We start from the raw sequence: 15,612 nt of genomic DNA, 5'->3' as shown, positions 1-15,612 counted from the left end.
GGCCTGCCGCGACCCGCACCACACGCGTAATGACAGACTGAACCAACAGCGGGACTCCCGGCGGTAAGGCATGTCTTGGCGGACGTACCTCTCCTACCGGAGTCCCGCTGCCAGTCTCAGCACCAACACGCCCACTTGACGAACCACCGCCGCGCTTAACTACCCGGCATTGAGGCTAGAGGAGGGCGTTGAGGGCGGCCAGGTCCTCGTCGGTGGGCTGCCAGGTGCCGGCGTCGGCGTTGGCGCGTACCTGCTCGGGCGTGGTCGCGCCGGCGATCACCGAGGTCACCGCGGGTCGGGCGGCGAGCCCGCCGATGGCCACCTGGAGCAGGCTCACCCCGCGCTCCGCCGCGTACGCCTCGATCGCCTCGATGGTGTCCCAACGCGCCGCGGCCAGCCGCTCGGCGTACCGGCCGCCGCCGGCGAGACGGCTGCCCGCCGGGGGCTCCTGGCCCCGCTTGTACTTGCCGGTGAGCAGCCCGTTGGCGAGTGGGAAGAACGGCAGCATGCCGAGGCCGAACCGGTCGCACGCCGGGATGATCTCCTCCTCCACGCCCCGCTCCAGCAGCGAGTAGTGGTTCTGCGCGGAGATGAACCGGGTGCGGCCCGCCGACGACGCGGTCCAGTCGGCGTCGGCGATCTGCCAGCCGGCGAAGTTGGAGTTGCCGAGGTAGCGCACCTTGCCCGCGGTGACCAGGTCGTCGAGTGCGGCGAGCGTCTCGTCGATCGGCGTGCCCGGGTCGGGCTCGTGCATCTGGTAGAGGTCGATGTGGTCGGTGCCGAGCCGGCGCAGCGACGCCTCGACCGCGCGGGCGATGTAGCGGCGGGCACCCCGGGCGCCGTGGTCGGGCCCGTTCGCCCCGTTCATCTCCATGCCGAACTTGGTGGCGACCACCACGTCGTCCCGGCGGCCCTTGAGCGCCTGGCCGAGCAGTTCCTCGGAGCCGCCCTGAGGCTCGCCGTAGATGTCGGCGGTGTCGAAGAAGTTGATCCCGGCGTCGAGCGCGGCGTCCACCACCGTCCGGGTGCCGTCGAGGTCGAGTTTGCGGCCGAAGTTGTTGCAGCCGATGCCGACCACGGACACCACGAGCCCGGAGTCGCCCAGCCGGCGATAGGTCATCTCACTCACGAGATCACCCTATGCCCCCGGCCGAGCGCCGGACCGTCCCGCAGCCGCCACCAGCCTGCGAGCCAGCACCGCCCGGACTGCTCAGCCGAGCACGTCGGCGGCCAACGCGCGGGCGTCGGCGACCGTCGCCGACAGCTCGGCCGGGGTACGCCCCACCGCGCCGAGCAGCGCCTGCGCGCGCCCGGCGAACTCCGGCGGCGCACCTGGCAACCGGCCGGCGGAGGTGATCATGCCCTTCTCGTTGACCAGCCACCGGCCGGCCCGCCCGTGCAGCGCCTGCGCCAGCACGCCGACCGCCCGGAACAGGCAGCCGGCCACGTACCCGGCGTCGCCGGAGGACGCGCCCTTGGCCGCCCCGTCCAGCAGCAGGCCGGTCTCCCATCCGCCGGCCACGAGCGCCGCGCCGAGCGCCGGCGGGTAGTCGACGGTCTCGGCCCGCAACGCGGTCAGCTCGCCGGTCGGGTCGCCGAGCACCCGACCGAGCGCCACCTCACCGGCGTACGCGTGGGAGTAGAACCCGAGCGGGTGACCGGCCTGCGTCGCCACGGTGTAGCGGCCGGCCCGGCAGTCGGCCCAGACCCGGCGTACCCGGTCCAGGTCGCGGTAGATCCAGTCCACCGCGACCCCGCCGACGCGCAGCCAGCCGCCGCCGTCGACCCACGGCCCCCAGCCGCCGGGCGCGGTGAGGTCCACCGGACCGTCGGCGATCGAGGCGGCGACCGCCCGCAGCCCGGCCACGTCCGGCGCGCCCCGGTAGTAGATGCCGACGTCCCAGTCGGAGTCGGGCCGGTGGTCGCCACGGGCCCGGCTGCCGCCGAGAGCCACTGCCACCACGCCGTCGACCGCGCAGAGCCGGCCGGCCAGTTCCTCGTCGATCATCCGACGTCCCAGACCGGCTCCGGCGTCTCCACCACGTCCCCGTCGCCCCGGAACAGCACGAACCGGTCGAAGGTGCGGGTGAACCACCTGTCGTGGGTGACCGCGATGACGGTGCCGTCGAACGCGGTCAGGCCGGCCTCCAGCGCCTCGGCGGAGGCCAGGTCGAGGTTGTCCGTCGGCTCGTCGAGCAGCAGCAGCGTGGCCCCGGACAGCTCCAGCAGCAGCACCAGGAAGCGGGCCTGCTGGCCGCCGGAGAGCGTGCCGAACCGCTGGTCGCCCTGGCCGGCCAGCTCGTAGCGGGACAGCACCCCCATGGCCGCGTGCCGGTCCATGCCGGCCCGGTGCTCGTCGCCGCGCCACAGGATCTCGACGAGCGTCTTCTCCATCAGCTCGGGCCGGTCGTGGGTCTGCGAGAAGTGACCGGGCCGGACCCGGGCGCCGAGCCGGACCACGCCGTCGTGCGCGACGGGCGTGAGCGCGGCGGCGCCGTCGACCGGGGTGTTGCCCGGGTCGGGGTCGGTGCCACCGCGGGCCAGCAGGCGCAGGAAGTGCGACTTGCCGGTCCCGTTGGCGCCGAGCACCGCGACCCGGTCGCCGTACCAGATCTCCAGGTCGAAGGGGTAGGTCAGGCCGTCCAGCTCAAGCTGCTCGGCGATCACCGCACGCTTGCCGGTCCGTCCGCCGGTCAGGCGCATCCGGATGTCCTGGTCCTTCGGGGGTACGGGCGGCGGCCCGGCCTCCTCGAACTTGCGCAGCCGGGTCTGCGCGGCCTGATAGCGGGAGGCCAGCCCGTCGTTGTACGCGGCTTTCTGCTTGTACATCAGCATCAGCTCGCGCAGCTTCTGGTGTTCCTCGTCCCACCGCCGGCGCAGCTCGTCGAGGCGGGCGTGCCGGGCCACCCGCGCCTCGTGCCAGCTCGCGAAGCCGCCCGGGTGCACCCACGCGCTGCCGCCCTCCACGGCCACCACCCGGTCGGCGGTCTGGGCCAGCAGCTCCCGGTCGTGCGAGACGTAGAGCACCGACTTGCCGGACTCGCGCAGCCGGGCCTCCAGCCAGCGCTTGCCCGGCACGTCGAGGAAGTTGTCCGGCTCGTCGAGCAGCAGCACCTCGTCCGGGCCGCGTAGCAGCAACTCCAGGGCGAAGCGTTTCTGCTGGCCGCCGGAGAGGGTCCGCACCGGCCGTTCGCGGGCGCTGTCCCACGGCAGGTCGAGCACGATCGTGGTGACGGTGTCGAAGAGCACCTCGGCGTCGTACCCGCCGCTCTCGCCCCAGGCGGCGAGCGCGTCGGCGTACGCGAGCTGGGCCTTGCCGGCGGCGGAGCTGTACTTGCCGCGGACCTCGGCCGCCCGCATGGCCGCCTCGGTCTCGACGAGCCGGCGCCCGGCGTCGCGCAGCGCCGGCGGGGCGAGCGACAGGGCCAGGTCGGCAAGCGTCGACTCGTCGCCGATCATGCCGATGAACTGCCGCATCACGCCCAACCCGCCGGAGCGGGCGATCGCGCCGGCGCGCACCGGCAGGTCGCCGGCGACCATCCGGAGCAGCGTCGTCTTGCCGGCTCCGTTGGGGCCGACGAGCGCCACCTTGGCGCCCTCACCGACCCGGAACGACACCTCGCCGAACAGTTGCCGCCCGTCCGGGAGGATGTGCCCGACCCCTGCCACGTCCACGTATCCCACCCGGGCATCCTGCCCGAGTCGGTGGTGCGGACGACACCCGATTACCTGGTGACCCGGAGCACCCGGTAGCCCTTCTGGCTGGCGTGCCGCTCGACCTGCCACCCCTGCTCGACCAGCCAGCGGTGCAGCGAGTCACCGCCGAGGTGGCGGGCGACGACCAGCCAGGCCACCCCGTCCGGGGCGAGCCGGGGCAGCCAGCGCAGGAGCAGTTCGTGCAGCTCCGCCTTGCCGATGTGGATCGGCGGGTTCGACCAGATCTGGGCGAACGTGACGTCCGGCGGCAGCTCGTCGGGTGCGACGGCCCGGATCCGGTCGGCGGCGCCGATCCGGTCGGCGTTGGCGGTGGTAAGGGCGCGGGCCCGTTCGTTGACGTCCACCGCCCAGACGGTGGCGGCCGGCGCGACGGTGGCCAGGACGCAGGTGATCGGGCCGAAGCCGCAGCCGATGTCGAGCAACGGCCCGGCGACGTCGGCGGCCGGGAGGTCGGCCTTGCGCAGCAGCACAGCGGTGCCGGGGTCGAGCCGGTCGGCGGAGAAGACGCCGCTTGCCGAGCTGAGGGCGTAGTCGCGCCCGGCGACGGAGAACTCGACCTCGCGTGGACGGGCCGGGGTCGCGGGTTCAGCGGTGAAGTAGTGGTCGCCGGTCACGCCGGCATTCTCGCACCGGACGGTCGAAGGCCGGGCGACGGTACGGGGGCCGGCGGCGCACGCCACTCGGCCGGAATTTCCCGATATTCCCCCTGAAAGGGACAATCGGCCCTACTCTATCTCGCATGGCCTACCGGTACGAGTCCGATGAGGACGCCTTCCTGGAGTACCCGCAGCCCGGGTCGGACCCGACCGGGCCTGCGACCCCGACGCCGCCACCGGCGGGCCCGTCGCCCTCCCGCTTCCCCACGCCGTCGCTGCCGCCGGCCCGGGGAAAGGGCGCGGCCCCCGACGGCGTCCGCGCGCCCGCCCCCGCGCCGCCCGCCCCGACGCCGGGCCGACCCGCGCCGCCCCCGGAACCCGCCCCGGTGCCGCACCCCACACCGCCGATGCCGCAGCCGGTGCCGGCCGCCGTGGCACGGCCCACCGTGCCGATCCCGGCCAGCCCGGTCTTCCGCGCCACGAACGTGTCCGAACTGCCCCGCAGCCGACGTGTCGAACGCCGCGGCGGTGGCCGCCTCTGGCGGACGCTTATCGGCGGCGCCGCGGTGCTGCTCCTGCTCTCGCTCACCGGGCTGGCCGTGGCCGCGTTGCTCGACGACCGGACCACCACGCCACCGGCGAGCGCACCGACCTCCCCGCCGAGCGAGGCCGACCCGAGCGCGCCCGGCCGGTCCGACCTGGACTCCCGGGACACCGACCAGGCCGCGCTCACCACCAAGGAACTCTTCCCCGGCAAGCAACTTGTGGTCGTCGACGGCAAGCCCGCCTACCGGGTGCTCAAGACCCAGACGAGTACGAACTGCGCGGTCGCGGCCACCGGCGAGATCGCCGACCTGCTGACGCGCCTCGGCTGCAACCAGGTCGTCCGGGGCACGCTCCGCTCACCCGACGGCGACCACCTGCTCACCGCCGGCCTGTTCAACCTGACCGACCTGGCCAGCGCCCAGCGGGTACGCGACCGGATCCGGCCGCTGCTCGACGACCGGCAGGGGCGCTTCCGCGGCATGGCCGCGGACAAGGACACCGAGGTGGTGGAGAAGGCCGCCGCCCGGGTCGGCTGGCAGGTACGCGGCCACTACCTCGCCTTCTGCCTGGTCACCCGCGCGGACGGGGAACGGATCCCGACCGACGACGCGACCGCCCGCGAGATCATGTACGACCTGATCGAGCTGCACCTCAACCGGGGTGTGCTGGAGCGTCGGGCCTCCGGCGGCACGGCCGGCCAACCCACCGACGGCCCGACCGACGACAGCGCCGGCCAGCAGGGCTCGGACGACTGACCAGGGGGCGGGCTCAGCCCTCGGCGACCGGCACCCGCAGCCGGCGGGTGAGATCGGCACGGCGGGCGTACTCGGCGGGATCGCTGGGGTAGCCGACCTCGACCAGGGCCAGGCCGTGCGCGGGCGCGACGGTGACCTCGCTCGACCGTTCCCGGCGGGTCAGCAGGCCGGCCGGCCACTGGACCGGCCGCCGCCCGTCGCCTGCGACAAGCATGGCGCCGACCAGGCTGCGCACCATGTTCTGGCAGAACGCGTCGGCCTGCACGGTGGCGACCAGGATGCCGTCCGGATCGCGCCGCCATACCAGCCGGGTCACCTCCCGCAGCGTGGTGGCGTTCTCCTTGCGCCGGCAGTACGCGGCGAAGTCGTGCTCGCCGACCAGACCGGCCGCGGCCTCGTTCAACGCCGCCAGGTCCAGTGGCTTCGGCCAGGCCAGGGTGTCCCGCCGGCGCAGCGGCTCGGCGCCCCAGCGCGCGTCGGTGACCCGGTACTCGTAACGGCGGAAGGTGGCCGAGAACCGGGCGTCGAAGTCGGCCGGCACCTCGGTCATCGCGCGGACCCGGGCGTCCGTGGGCAGGAGCCGGGCCAGCCGGCGCAGCAGCCGCCCCTCGTGCGCACGCCACACCTCGGTCGGCAGGTCGAGATGGCAGACCTGCCCAGTGGCGTGCACCCCGGCGTCGGTGCGACCGGCCACGGTCAGGCCGGTGGCCGTGCCCGCGCCGAGGACCAGATCAAGCGCCTGCATGAGCACCCCGGCCACCGTGCGCCGGGTGGGCTGGGGGGCCCAACCGGAGAAGTCGGTGCCGTCGTACGAGACGTCCAGCCGCAGCCGGGTCCGCTCGTCCACCTCGTACCTCCCGTTGACGGCGTCGGGCCCGGCACCCCGCGAGGGGATGCCGGGCCCGACGGTGCTGCCTGCGATCAGGCCTTGTCGTTCTCGGTGGCCTCGTCGCTGTCCTCACGGGCGGCGGCGGTGTCGCCGGAGGCGGAGACCGGAGCCTCCGCATCCTGGTCACCGGCGCTCGCCTTCGGGGCCTCCTCGGCCGGGGCCAGGGCCTCGACCTTGTCCTGCTGGGCGGCCTTGCGGGCGGCGGTCTTCCGGTTCGCCTTCGGCTCGGCGACGGCAAGCTCCTCCACCAGCTCGATGATCGCCATCGGAGCGGCGTCACCCTTGCGCGGACCGGTCTTCACGATCCGGGTGTAGCCACCGTTGCGGTTGGCGTACCGGGGCGCGATCTGGTCGAACAGGGAGTAGACCACGTCCTTGTCCTTGACTACGCCCGCCACCCGCCGACGCGAGGCGAGGTCGCCGCGCTTGGCCTTGGTGATGAGCTGCTCGGCCAGCGGGCGGAGCCGCCGGGCCTTCGTCTCGGTGGTCTGGATCTTGCCGTGCTGGAACAGCGCGGTGGCCAGGTTGGCCAGCATCAGCCGCTCGTGCGCGGGGCTGCCGCCGAGGCGGGGGCCCTTGGTGGGCGTGGGCATGCTTGGTGCTCCTCAGGTGTGGCGGCAGCGCGGACTAGAGCTGCTCGGTCTCGCGGTAGTCGTCGGTGTCGTAGTCGGCCTCGCCGAAGGCGTCCACGACGTGCGCCGGGTCGAAGTTCGGAGCCGAGTCCTTCAGCCCCAGGCCCATCCCGGCGAGCTTCATCTTGACCTCGTCGATCGACTTCTGACCGAAGTTGCGGATGTCGAGAAGGTCAGCCTCGGTGCGCCCGATCAGCTCACCGACGGAGTTGATGCCCTCGCGCTTGAGGCAGTTGTAGGAGCGGACGGTCAGGTCCAGCTCCTCGATCGGCAGAGCCAGGTCCGCGGCCAGCTGGGCGTCCTGCGGGGACGGCCCGATGTCGATGCCCTCGGCGGTCTCGTCCAGCTCGCGGGCGAGGCCGAACAGCTCCACGAGCGTCGAGCCGGCGGAGGCCAGCGCGGTACGCGGACCCATCGACGGCTTGGTCTCGACGTCGATGATGAGCCGGTCGAAGTCGGTCCGCTGCTCGACGCGGGTCGCCTCGACGCGGTACGTCACCTTGAGCACCGGCGAGTAGATCGAGTCGACCGGGATCCGGCCGATCTCGGCGCCCGCCTGCTTGTTCTGCGCCGCCGTGACGTAGCCCCGGCCCCGCTCGACGGTCAGCTCCATGTCGAGCCGGCCCTTGCCGTTGAGGGTGGCGAGCTTCAGGTCCGGGTTGTGCACCGAGACACCGGCCGGGGGCTGGATGTCACCGGCGGTCACGTCGCCCGGGCCCTGCTTGCGCAGGTACATGCTGACCGGCTCGTCGTGCTCGGAGCTGACGCACAGCTCCTTGATGTTCATGACGAGCTCGACCACGTCCTCCTTGACCCCCGGGATCGTGGTGAACTCGTGCAGGACACCGTCGATCTTGATCGAGGTGACCGCCGCACCCGGGATGGAGGACAGCAGCGTACGCCGCAGCGAGTTGCCGAGCGTGTAGCCGAAGCCGGGCTCCAGCGGCTCGATGGTGAACCGGGACCGGGTCTCGTTGATCGACTCTTCGGAGAGAGACGGTCGCTGGCTGATGAGCATCTTTTCTCTTCTCTTCCGGGGCGCCCGCTATTTGACGCCCACGACACAACTTGTTCCGGTGGCCCGCCCCGCGGGACGGGCCACCGCAACGAGCCCTACTTGGAGTAGAGCTCGACGATCAGCTGCTCCTGGACCTGGGTGTCGATCACCTGACGGGCCGGGAGCGAGTGCACGAGGACCTTCATCTGGCTGGGGATGGCCTCGAGCCACGCCGGAACGGTCTTGGAGCCGGCCTCGGCCTGCGCGACGATGAACGGGGTGAGCTCCTTGCTCTTGCCCCGGACCTCGACGATGTCGTGCTCCTTGACGCGGTACGACGGGATGTCGACCTTCTTGCCGTTCACCGTGAAGTGACCGTGCTTGACCAGCTGACGGGCCATGTCCCGGGACTTGGCGTAGCCGGCCCGGTAGACCACGTTGTCCAGCCGCGACTCGAGGATCTGCAGCAGAACCTCACCGGTCTTGGCCTTCTTGCCCACGGCCTCTTCGTAGTAGCCGCGGAACTGCTTCTCCAGCACGCCGTAGACACGGCGGGCCTTCTGCTTCTCACGGAGCTGGAGCAGGTACTCCGTCTCCTTGGTCCGGCCGCGGCCGTGCTGCCCGGGCGGGAACGGCCGGGACTCGAACGGGCACTTCGGACCATCGCACTTGCTGCCCTTGAGGAACAGCTTCATCTTCTCCCGCCGGCAACGGCGGCAGTCAGCACCGGTGTAACGAGCCATCTCTCTCTAACCTCTCAGACCCGGCGACGCTTCGGCGGACGGCACCCGTTATGCGGCTGCGGCGTGACGTCGGAGATCTGCCCGACCTCGAGGCCCGCGGCCTGCAGCGAACGGATGGCGGTTTCCCGGCCGGAGCCGGGGCCCTTGACGAACACGTCGACCTTGCGCATGCCGTGTTCCATGGCCCGACGCGCGGCGGCCTCGGCGGCCAACTGCGCGGCGAACGGGGTCGACTTGCGGGAGCCCTTGAAGCCCACCTGGCCGGAGGAGGCCCAGGAGATGACCGCACCGGTCGGGTCCGTGATGGACACGATGGTGTTGTTGAAGGTGCTCTTGATGTGCGCCTGCCCGTGGGCGACGTTCTTGCGTTCCTTGCGCCGGACCTTCTTGACGGCGGCTCCGGCACGAGCCTTCGGTGGCATAAGTCTTCTGCGCTCCTAGTTGACTTTCCGGAACGGGTTGCGGCCTGACCCACCTCGGCGGCGGCCGACCCGTCATCCGGGTAAGAACTACTTCTTGCCGGGCTTCTTCTTGCCGGCCACGGTCCGCTTCGGGCCCTTCCGGGTCCGCGCGTTGGTCTTGGTGCGCTGACCGCGCACGGGCAGACCGCGACGGTGCCGGATGCCGGCGTAGCAGCCGATCTCGACCTTGCGGCGGATGTCGGCGGCGACCTCGCGGCGCAGGTCGCCTTCAACCTTGTAGTTGCCCTCGATGTGGTTCCGGAGCTCGACCAGCTCCTCGTCCGTGAGGTCCCGAACGCGCTTGTCCGGCGAGATGCCGGTGGCGGCGAGGGTCTCCAGGGCGCGGGTGCGACCGACCCCGAAGATGTAGGTGAGCGCGATCTCCATCCGCTTCTCGCGGGGAAGATCCACGCCGACTAGACGTGCCATGTGCGGGCGTACTCCTCAAATGTGTGCGGAGGTGTGGACCCGTCCCACCCCGCTGCCCGAGCGGGCCCCGGCCTCCGACCGGGGGTCAACCACGAGTGGGTACGCGCGAGGCGCACCGTCCGCGGCTGGGACGAGCTGGTGACGTGTGGGGCGTCAGCCCTGGCGCTGCTTGTGGCGCGGGTCGGTGCAGATCACCATGACCCGGCCGTGCCGGCGGATCACCCGGCACTTGTTGCAGATCCTCTTGACGCTCGGCTTGACCTTCACGGTTGCCTTACTTCCCATCTGGCCCGGAACGCGACGAGTCGCGACCCGGACGTCGAAGACGGATACGGGGACGTCCCGGCCGTCGTCAGGCTTACTTGTAGCGGTAGACGATGCGCCCGCGGGTCAGATCGTACGGCGAGAGTTCGACGACGACCCGGTCCTCCGGCAGGATGCGGATGTAGTGCTGCCGCATCTTGCCGCTGATGTGAGCCAGCACCTTGTGACCGTTCGCGAGCTCCACCCGGAACATGGCGTTCGGCAGGGGCTCGATGACCCGACCCTCGATCTCGATGGCTCCGTCTTTTTTCGGCATGTACTCCGCTGTCCTGACGTCGGTTGCTCCGGACGGCCCACAACGTCTTACACGGATCACCCGACCAAGATCAGTTGATCCGCGCCAGCCGCGGCTCCGACTCCCACCGAAGCGCAGGGTGGGCATGGCGGAGTGGACGCTGTGCGCCGATCTGAAAGTGTACGCCGGCCGCAGCGCTGCCGCCAAACCGGCCGGCCCGCGCGTCCCCTCTACGGCGGATTTCCGCCCCGACTGTGACAAGCGGCACAGCGGTGACCGCTCAACGCCTGCGGTCGCGCCGCTTCCGGCCATGATCCACACCGATCAGCCCGACCGACTGCATCACCACCAGGCCACCCCACGGCCCCAGCACCCAGAGCGGCCAAATGCCTGCGACATGCCCGGACGCGACCGCGCTGATCAGCCAGATCGGCACCAGGACCGCGGCCACCCGCAGCCACGGCAGCCAGAGCCAGAGCAGCCGGGTGCGATTCTCCGGCACCTCGGATCCACCGGACTCCGCAGGTGTCCCGCTCACTCCGGCGCCCGCGGAAGCCGTCGGCGCGGCGGGCGCGGGCGGAGTCGGTGTGGCCGGCGCCAGGGCGGACCGTTCCGTGGTCGCCGGGCCGGGCAGGTCGGCAACCACCTCGTCCAGCTCGGCGTAGGTGCGGGCGGCGTACGCGCGGGCCAGTCGCTCGTCGTACTCGTGCAGGACGAGCCGGCCCTCCTCCAGCGCCACCCGGAGCCGCTCCGCCGTGGCCTCCCGGTCGCGGTCGGCCGCTCGCATCTCCCGCTGCCCGTCCATGACGGCAAGGATGCCACCACCCCGCCACCCGCAGCCGCCCGTCATGCCCGCGCAGTGGGGGTGGGGTCAGCGCGCCGGGGAGTTCGCGGGCTGGCGGGAGGTGACCAGGTCGCCGAGGCGGGCCCGGCCGCCGTCGACGGCGGTAAGCACCCACACGCCGTCGGGCAGCAGCGCCATCGAGTGCTCGACGTGCACCGCCATCGACCGGTCCCGCGTCACCACGGTCCAGCCGTCGGACAGCTCGACCGTACGCGGGGAGCCCGCCGTGATCATCGGCTCGATGGCCAACGCCATGCCGGGCACCAGGCGCGGACCCTTGCCCGGACGGCCGTGGTTGAGCACGTGCGGGTCCTGGTGCATCTCGGTGCCGATGCCGTGGCCGCCGTAGCCGTCGACGATGCCGTACCGGCCGCCCTTGCGGACCGCGGTCTCCACCGCGTGCGAGATGTCGGTGAGCCAGCCCCGGCCGGAGGCCGCCCCCCGGGCGGCGGCGGCGATCCCGGCCCACATCGCGTCCTCGGCCACCTCGGCCATCCGCAGCAGGGCCGGGGCGACCTCACCCACCGGAACCGTGACGGCCGAGTCGCCGTGCCAGCCGTCGAGCACCGCGCCACAGTCGATCGAGATCAGGTCACCGGAGCGCAGCACCTGATCCGGCGACGGGATGGCGTGCACCACCTGCTCGTTGACCGAGGAACAGATCGACGCCGGGAAGCCGTGGTAGCCCTTGAACGACGGGACCGCCCCGGCCTCCCTGATGGTGGCCTCGGCGATCGCGTCCAGGTCGGCCGTCGTCACGCCGGGCGCGACCGCCTCCCGCATCCGGTCCAGGGCGCGGGCGACCACCAGACCGGCGGCCCGCATCAGCTCGATCTGCTCGGGGGTCTTCAGCTGGATGTCCAGCTGGGGACGGCGCATGACGGCGACACCTTTCGTTACACGGAACAGCGGGGCACGTCACGCGTACCCCGCTGTTCGTACTCTATCCGCCGGGCGGCGGTGGGCGGGTCAGCCGCCGTACGACCGCAGCGCGTCGATGGCGCGGACGGTGACGTCCTCCACCGGCCCGGTCGCGTCGATGCCCACCAGCTTGCCCTGGGCGCCGTAGTAGTCGACGAGCGGCGCGGTCTTCTCGGCGTATTCCCGCAGCCGGGCGGCGATGGTCTCCGGCTTGTCGTCGTCGCGCTGGAACAGCTCCGCGCCGCACCTGTCACAGACGTCGTCCCGGGTGGTCGCGTCGAACTCGACGTGCCAGATCTTGCCGCAGCCGCGGCAGGTGCGCCGGCCGGAGAGCCGCCTGATCACCTCGTCGTCGTCGACGACCAACTCCAGCACCAGGTCCAGCGAGCCGCCCAGGTCGGCGAGGAGCTTGTCCAGCTCGGCGGCCTGCGGCGTGGTCCGCGGAAAGCCGTCGAGCAGGAAGCCCTCGCCGGCGTCCGGCTCGGCGAGCCGGTCCCGGACCATGTTGATGGTGACGTCGTCCGGGACCAGCTTGCCGGCGTCCATGTATCGCTTGGCCTCGACCCCCAGCGGCGTGCCCTGGGTGACGTTCGCCCGGAAGATGTCACCGGTGGAGATCTTCGGCACCGAGAGGTGGGCGGCGATGAACTCCGCCTGTGTGCCCTTGCCCGCGCCCGGCGGGCCAACCAGAACGAGTCGCATCTACCGCAGGAACCCTTCGTAGTTCCGCTGCATGAGTTGGCTCTCGATCTGCTTCACGGTCTCCAGACCGACGCCGACCATGATGAGCACAGCGGTGCCGCCGAACGGGAAGTTCTGGAACTGCTGGTTGTCCAGCCAGATGAAGAAGAAGTTCGGCAGGATCGCGACGATGCCCAGGTAGAGCGCGCCCGGCAGGGTGATCCGGCTGAGGATGAAGTCGAGGTACTCGGCGGTCGGCTTGCCGGGGCGGATGCCCGGCACGAAGCCGCCGTACTTCTTCATGTTGTCCGCGACCTCGGTCGGGTTGAACGTGATCGACACGTAGAAGTAGGTGAAGAAGATGATCAGCAGGAAGTAGATCGCGATGTGCTCCGGCGCGCTCGCCTTCACGATGTGGTTCTGGATCCAGGCCTGGGTCTTGCCCGGGTCGTTCTGGTCGAAGAACTGGAGCGCGAGCGTCGGCAGGTAGAGCAGCGACGAGGCGAAGATGACCGGGATGACGCCGGCCTGGTTCACCTTGAGCGGGATGTAGGTCGACGTGCCGCCGTACATCCGCCGGCCGATCATGCGCTTCGCGTACTGGACCGGGATCCGGCGCTGCGCCTGCTCGATGAACGTGACCGCGGTGATAACAAGCAGCACCAGGGCGATGACGAGGAGGAACATCCCCCAGCCCTTGGTGGTCTTGATCTTCCAGCCCTCGCTGGGGAGCCGGGCCGCGATCGAGGTGAAGATCAGCACGGACATGCCGTTGCCGACGCCCCGGTCGGTGATCAGCTCGCCGAGCCACATCACCACGCCGGTGCCGGCGGTCATGGTCAGAACCAGGACGGTGAGCGTCAGCCAGTCCGGGATGCCGGTGCCCTTGGGCACGATCGGGAACTGGTCGCACTGGTTGTTGAACAGCTGCCCGGAACGGGCAAGCGCCACGAACGCCGAGGACTGGAGGACACCCAGGCCCAGCGTGAGGTAGCGGGTGTACTGGGTGATCTTCGCCTGACCGGCCTGGCCCTCCTTGCGGAGCTGCTCCAGGCGCGGGATCACCACCGTCAGCAGCTGCAGGATGATCGACGCGGTGATGTAGGGCATGATGCCCAGCGCGAAGACCGAGAGCTGGAGCAGCGCGCCGCCGGAGAAGAGATCCAGCAGGTTGAGCACGCCGGTGCTGCCCTGGATGGTGTCGAGACACTTCTGCACGTTGCCGTACGAGACGCCCGGGCTGGGCAGCGTGGCGCCCAGCCGGTAGACCGCGATGATGCCTACTGTGAACAGCAGCTTCTTGCGCAGGTCAGGCGTACGGAACGCACTGAGAAAGGCGGACAGCAACTTCTTCCTCCTGCGCGACGCGGGCCGCCGGTGACGATCCCTGGCGGGGCGGGGTGGATGTCGGGCCCAGTGCCCGATATCCATGGCTGGCAACGGACTCTAACAGCCCGACACCCGTCCGGGCAGATGTGCCCGGCTACATAAACCGAATCCGATGTTACCCGGCGCACACGTCGCCGGTAGACCATGGCGCCCGCCCAGTCATGAACAACTGAGCGGGCGCCACGAACATGCCTTACAGCTCGGTGACCGAGCCGCCGGCCGCGGTGATCTTCTCCTTGGCCGACGCGCTGAACGCCTGCGCCGACACCTGGAGCGAGACACCACCGAGGTCGCCGGTGCCGAGGACCTTGACCGGGTGGCCCTTGCGGACCGCGCCGGACTCGACCAACTCGACCGGGCCGACCTCGCCGCCGTTCGGGAACAGCTCCGCGAGGCGGTCCAGGTTGACCACCTGGAACACGACCTTGAACTTGTTCTTGAAGCCCTTCATCTTCGGCAGGCGCATGTGGATGGGCATCTGCCCACCCTCGAACGCCGGCGAGATGTTCTTCCGGGCCTTCGAACCCTTGGTACCGCGACCGGCGGTCTTGCCCTTGGAGCCCTCACCGCGACCCACACGGGTCTTGGCGGTCTTGGCACCGGGCGCCGGACGCAGGTGGTGCACCTTGATCGTCATTACTCGACCTCCTCGACCTTCACGAGGTGGTTGACCGTGAAGATCATGCCACGGATCTCCGGCCGGTCCTCCTTGACCACCACGTCGTTGATCCGCTTGAGCCCGAGCGAACGCAGCGAGTCACGCTGGTTCTGCTTGCGCCCGATCCCGGACCGGACCTGGGTGACCTTCAGACGTGCCATCAGGACGCCACCCCCGCACGCGACGCCAGCATGGCAGCCGGCGCGACGTCCTCCACCGGCAGGCCACGACGCGCCGCGACCTGCTCGGGGGACTCAAGCCCCTTCAGGGCCGCCACGGTGGCGTGCACGATGTTGATCGGGTTGGACGAGCCGAGGCTCTTGGAGAGCACGTCGTGGATGCCCGCGCACTCCAGCACGGCCCGGACCGGGCCACCGGCGATGACACCCGTACCGGCCGAGGCCGGCTTGAGCAGCACCACACCGGCGGCGTCCTCGCCCGTGACCGGGTGCGGGATCGACTGACCGATCCGCGGCACCTTGAAGAAGTGCTTCTTGGCCTCCTCGACACCCTTGGCGATCGCCGCGGGCACCTCCTTGGCCTTTCCGTAGCCCACGCCGACGGTGCCGTCGCCGTCGCCCACGATCACCAGGGCGGTGAAGCTGAAGCGACGACCACCCTTCACGACCTTGGCGACGCGATTGATCGCGACGACCCGCTCGAGGTGCGGGGTCTTCTCGACGGGCGCGTTTCCGCGGCCGCCCTCACGGCGGTTGTCGCGGCGACCACCCTCGTTGCCACCGGACCCGCCGCCACGGCGCTGTTGACCTGGCATCAGCAGCCTTCCTTCTCTCT

20 protein-coding genes are annotated in these 15,612 nt (G+C 71.0%); 1 reads left to right on the top strand and 19 read right to left on the bottom strand.

The annotated features are described in order from the left end of the window. Nucleotides 1-175 precede the first annotated feature (175 nt). From SM450_RS15730 to SM450_RS15715, 4 genes are all read right to left on the bottom strand, one after another. Nucleotides 176-1,120 carry an aldo/keto reductase gene (locus SM450_RS15730; RefSeq protein WP_474620473.1) on the bottom strand — a complete coding sequence of 315 codons (945 nt, stop codon included), beginning with the start codon at nt 1,118-1,120 and terminating at the stop codon, nt 176-178. Between the two features lie 90 nt (nt 1,121-1,210). Beyond that, nucleotides 1,211-2,008: a nucleotidyltransferase domain-containing protein gene (locus SM450_RS15725; protein WP_474620451.1), complete on the bottom strand. Its 798-nt coding sequence runs from the start codon at nt 2,006-2,008 to the stop codon at nt 1,211-1,213. Continuing rightward, complete coding sequence (locus SM450_RS15720; RefSeq protein WP_474620450.1) at nt 2,005-3,684, bottom strand: ABC-F family ATP-binding cassette domain-containing protein; 1,680 nt, start codon at nt 3,682-3,684, stop codon at nt 2,005-2,007. Before SM450_RS15720 ends, SM450_RS15725 begins: the two co-directional genes overlap by 4 nt. Nucleotides 3,685-3,725: 41 nt before the next feature. Beyond that, nucleotides 3,726-4,331 (bottom strand): class I SAM-dependent methyltransferase, encoded by a 606-nt coding sequence (locus SM450_RS15715; RefSeq protein WP_474620449.1) that lies wholly within the window; start codon nt 4,329-4,331, stop codon nt 3,726-3,728. A gap of 125 nt (nt 4,332-4,456) precedes the next feature. Between SM450_RS15715 and SM450_RS15710 the strand changes: the two genes are divergently transcribed. Beyond that, complete coding sequence (locus SM450_RS15710) at nt 4,457-5,614, top strand: hypothetical protein (protein WP_474620448.1); 1,158 nt, start codon at nt 4,457-4,459, stop codon at nt 5,612-5,614. A gap of 13 nt (nt 5,615-5,627) precedes the next feature. Here SM450_RS15710 and truA read toward each other — a convergent pair whose 3' ends face one another. The 15 genes from truA to rpsE all read right to left on the bottom strand — a co-directional run bounded on the left by truA (nt 5,628) and on the right by rpsE (nt 15,592). Then, nucleotides 5,628-6,461 (bottom strand): tRNA pseudouridine(38-40) synthase TruA, encoded by an 834-nt coding sequence (truA, locus tag SM450_RS15705; protein WP_474620447.1) that lies wholly within the window; start codon nt 6,459-6,461, stop codon nt 5,628-5,630. Between the two features lie 74 nt (nt 6,462-6,535). Beyond that, nucleotides 6,536-7,096, bottom strand: coding sequence for a 50S ribosomal protein L17 (gene rplQ, locus SM450_RS15700; protein WP_281586619.1), 561 nt, complete (start codon nt 7,094-7,096; stop codon nt 6,536-6,538). 34 nt (nt 7,097-7,130) lie between these two features. Continuing rightward, nucleotides 7,131-8,153, bottom strand: coding sequence for a DNA-directed RNA polymerase subunit alpha (locus SM450_RS15695; RefSeq protein WP_007073009.1), 1,023 nt, complete (start codon nt 8,151-8,153; stop codon nt 7,131-7,133). Between the two features lie 95 nt (nt 8,154-8,248). Further along, nucleotides 8,249-8,875: a 30S ribosomal protein S4 gene (rpsD, locus tag SM450_RS15690; protein WP_091065834.1), complete on the bottom strand. Its 627-nt coding sequence runs from the start codon at nt 8,873-8,875 to the stop codon at nt 8,249-8,251. A 14-nt stretch (nt 8,876-8,889) separates the two neighbouring features. Beyond that, a complete protein-coding gene (rpsK, locus tag SM450_RS15685) occupies nt 8,890-9,297 on the bottom strand; it encodes a 30S ribosomal protein S11 (protein WP_014440747.1) in 408 nt (135 codons plus the stop codon). 87 nt (nt 9,298-9,384) lie between these two features. Next, nucleotides 9,385-9,765: a 30S ribosomal protein S13 gene (gene rpsM, locus SM450_RS15680; RefSeq protein WP_013288614.1), complete on the bottom strand. Its 381-nt coding sequence runs from the start codon at nt 9,763-9,765 to the stop codon at nt 9,385-9,387. Nucleotides 9,766-9,918: 153 nt separating this feature from the next. Continuing rightward, the gene (gene rpmJ, locus SM450_RS15675) at nt 9,919-10,032 is read right to left on the bottom strand and encodes a 50S ribosomal protein L36 (RefSeq protein WP_012184307.1); all 114 of its coding nucleotides are present in this window, start codon (nt 10,030-10,032) and stop codon (nt 9,919-9,921) included. 91 nt (nt 10,033-10,123) lie between these two features. Then, nucleotides 10,124-10,345 carry a translation initiation factor IF-1 gene (gene infA, locus SM450_RS15670; protein ID WP_007073013.1) on the bottom strand — a complete coding sequence of 74 codons (222 nt, stop codon included), beginning with the start codon at nt 10,343-10,345 and terminating at the stop codon, nt 10,124-10,126. A 259-nt stretch (nt 10,346-10,604) separates the two neighbouring features. Then, nucleotides 10,605-11,129 (bottom strand): DUF1707 SHOCT-like domain-containing protein, encoded by a 525-nt coding sequence (locus tag SM450_RS15665; protein ID WP_474620446.1) that lies wholly within the window; start codon nt 11,127-11,129, stop codon nt 10,605-10,607. Nucleotides 11,130-11,195: 66 nt separating this feature from the next. After that, on the bottom strand, nt 11,196-12,047 hold the full coding sequence (map, locus tag SM450_RS15660) for a type I methionyl aminopeptidase (RefSeq protein ID WP_474620445.1): 852 nt from the start codon (nt 12,045-12,047) through the stop codon (nt 11,196-11,198). Nucleotides 12,048-12,137: 90 nt separating this feature from the next. Further along, a complete protein-coding gene (locus SM450_RS15655) occupies nt 12,138-12,791 on the bottom strand; it encodes an adenylate kinase (RefSeq protein ID WP_474620444.1) in 654 nt (217 codons plus the stop codon). Beyond that, nucleotides 12,792-14,117: a preprotein translocase subunit SecY gene (gene secY, locus SM450_RS15650; protein ID WP_474620443.1), complete on the bottom strand. Its 1,326-nt coding sequence runs from the start codon at nt 14,115-14,117 to the stop codon at nt 12,792-12,794. A gap of 235 nt (nt 14,118-14,352) precedes the next feature. Next, complete coding sequence (gene rplO / locus SM450_RS15645) at nt 14,353-14,796, bottom strand: 50S ribosomal protein L15 (RefSeq protein WP_474620442.1); 444 nt, start codon at nt 14,794-14,796, stop codon at nt 14,353-14,355. After that, nucleotides 14,796-14,978 (bottom strand): 50S ribosomal protein L30, encoded by a 183-nt coding sequence (rpmD, locus tag SM450_RS15640; protein ID WP_091065818.1) that lies wholly within the window; start codon nt 14,976-14,978, stop codon nt 14,796-14,798. Before rpmD ends, rplO begins: the two co-directional genes overlap by 1 nt. Continuing rightward, nucleotides 14,978-15,592, bottom strand: coding sequence for a 30S ribosomal protein S5 (gene rpsE, locus SM450_RS15635; protein WP_013288621.1), 615 nt, complete (start codon nt 15,590-15,592; stop codon nt 14,978-14,980). Before rpsE ends, rpmD begins: the two co-directional genes overlap by 1 nt. Between the last annotated feature and the right edge of the window lie 20 nt (nt 15,593-15,612).

This window comes from Micromonospora marincola (assembly GCF_056150385.1).
The sequence above is the reverse complement of the archived record's forward strand: the minus strand, read 5'-3'. Positions and strand labels throughout refer to the sequence as shown.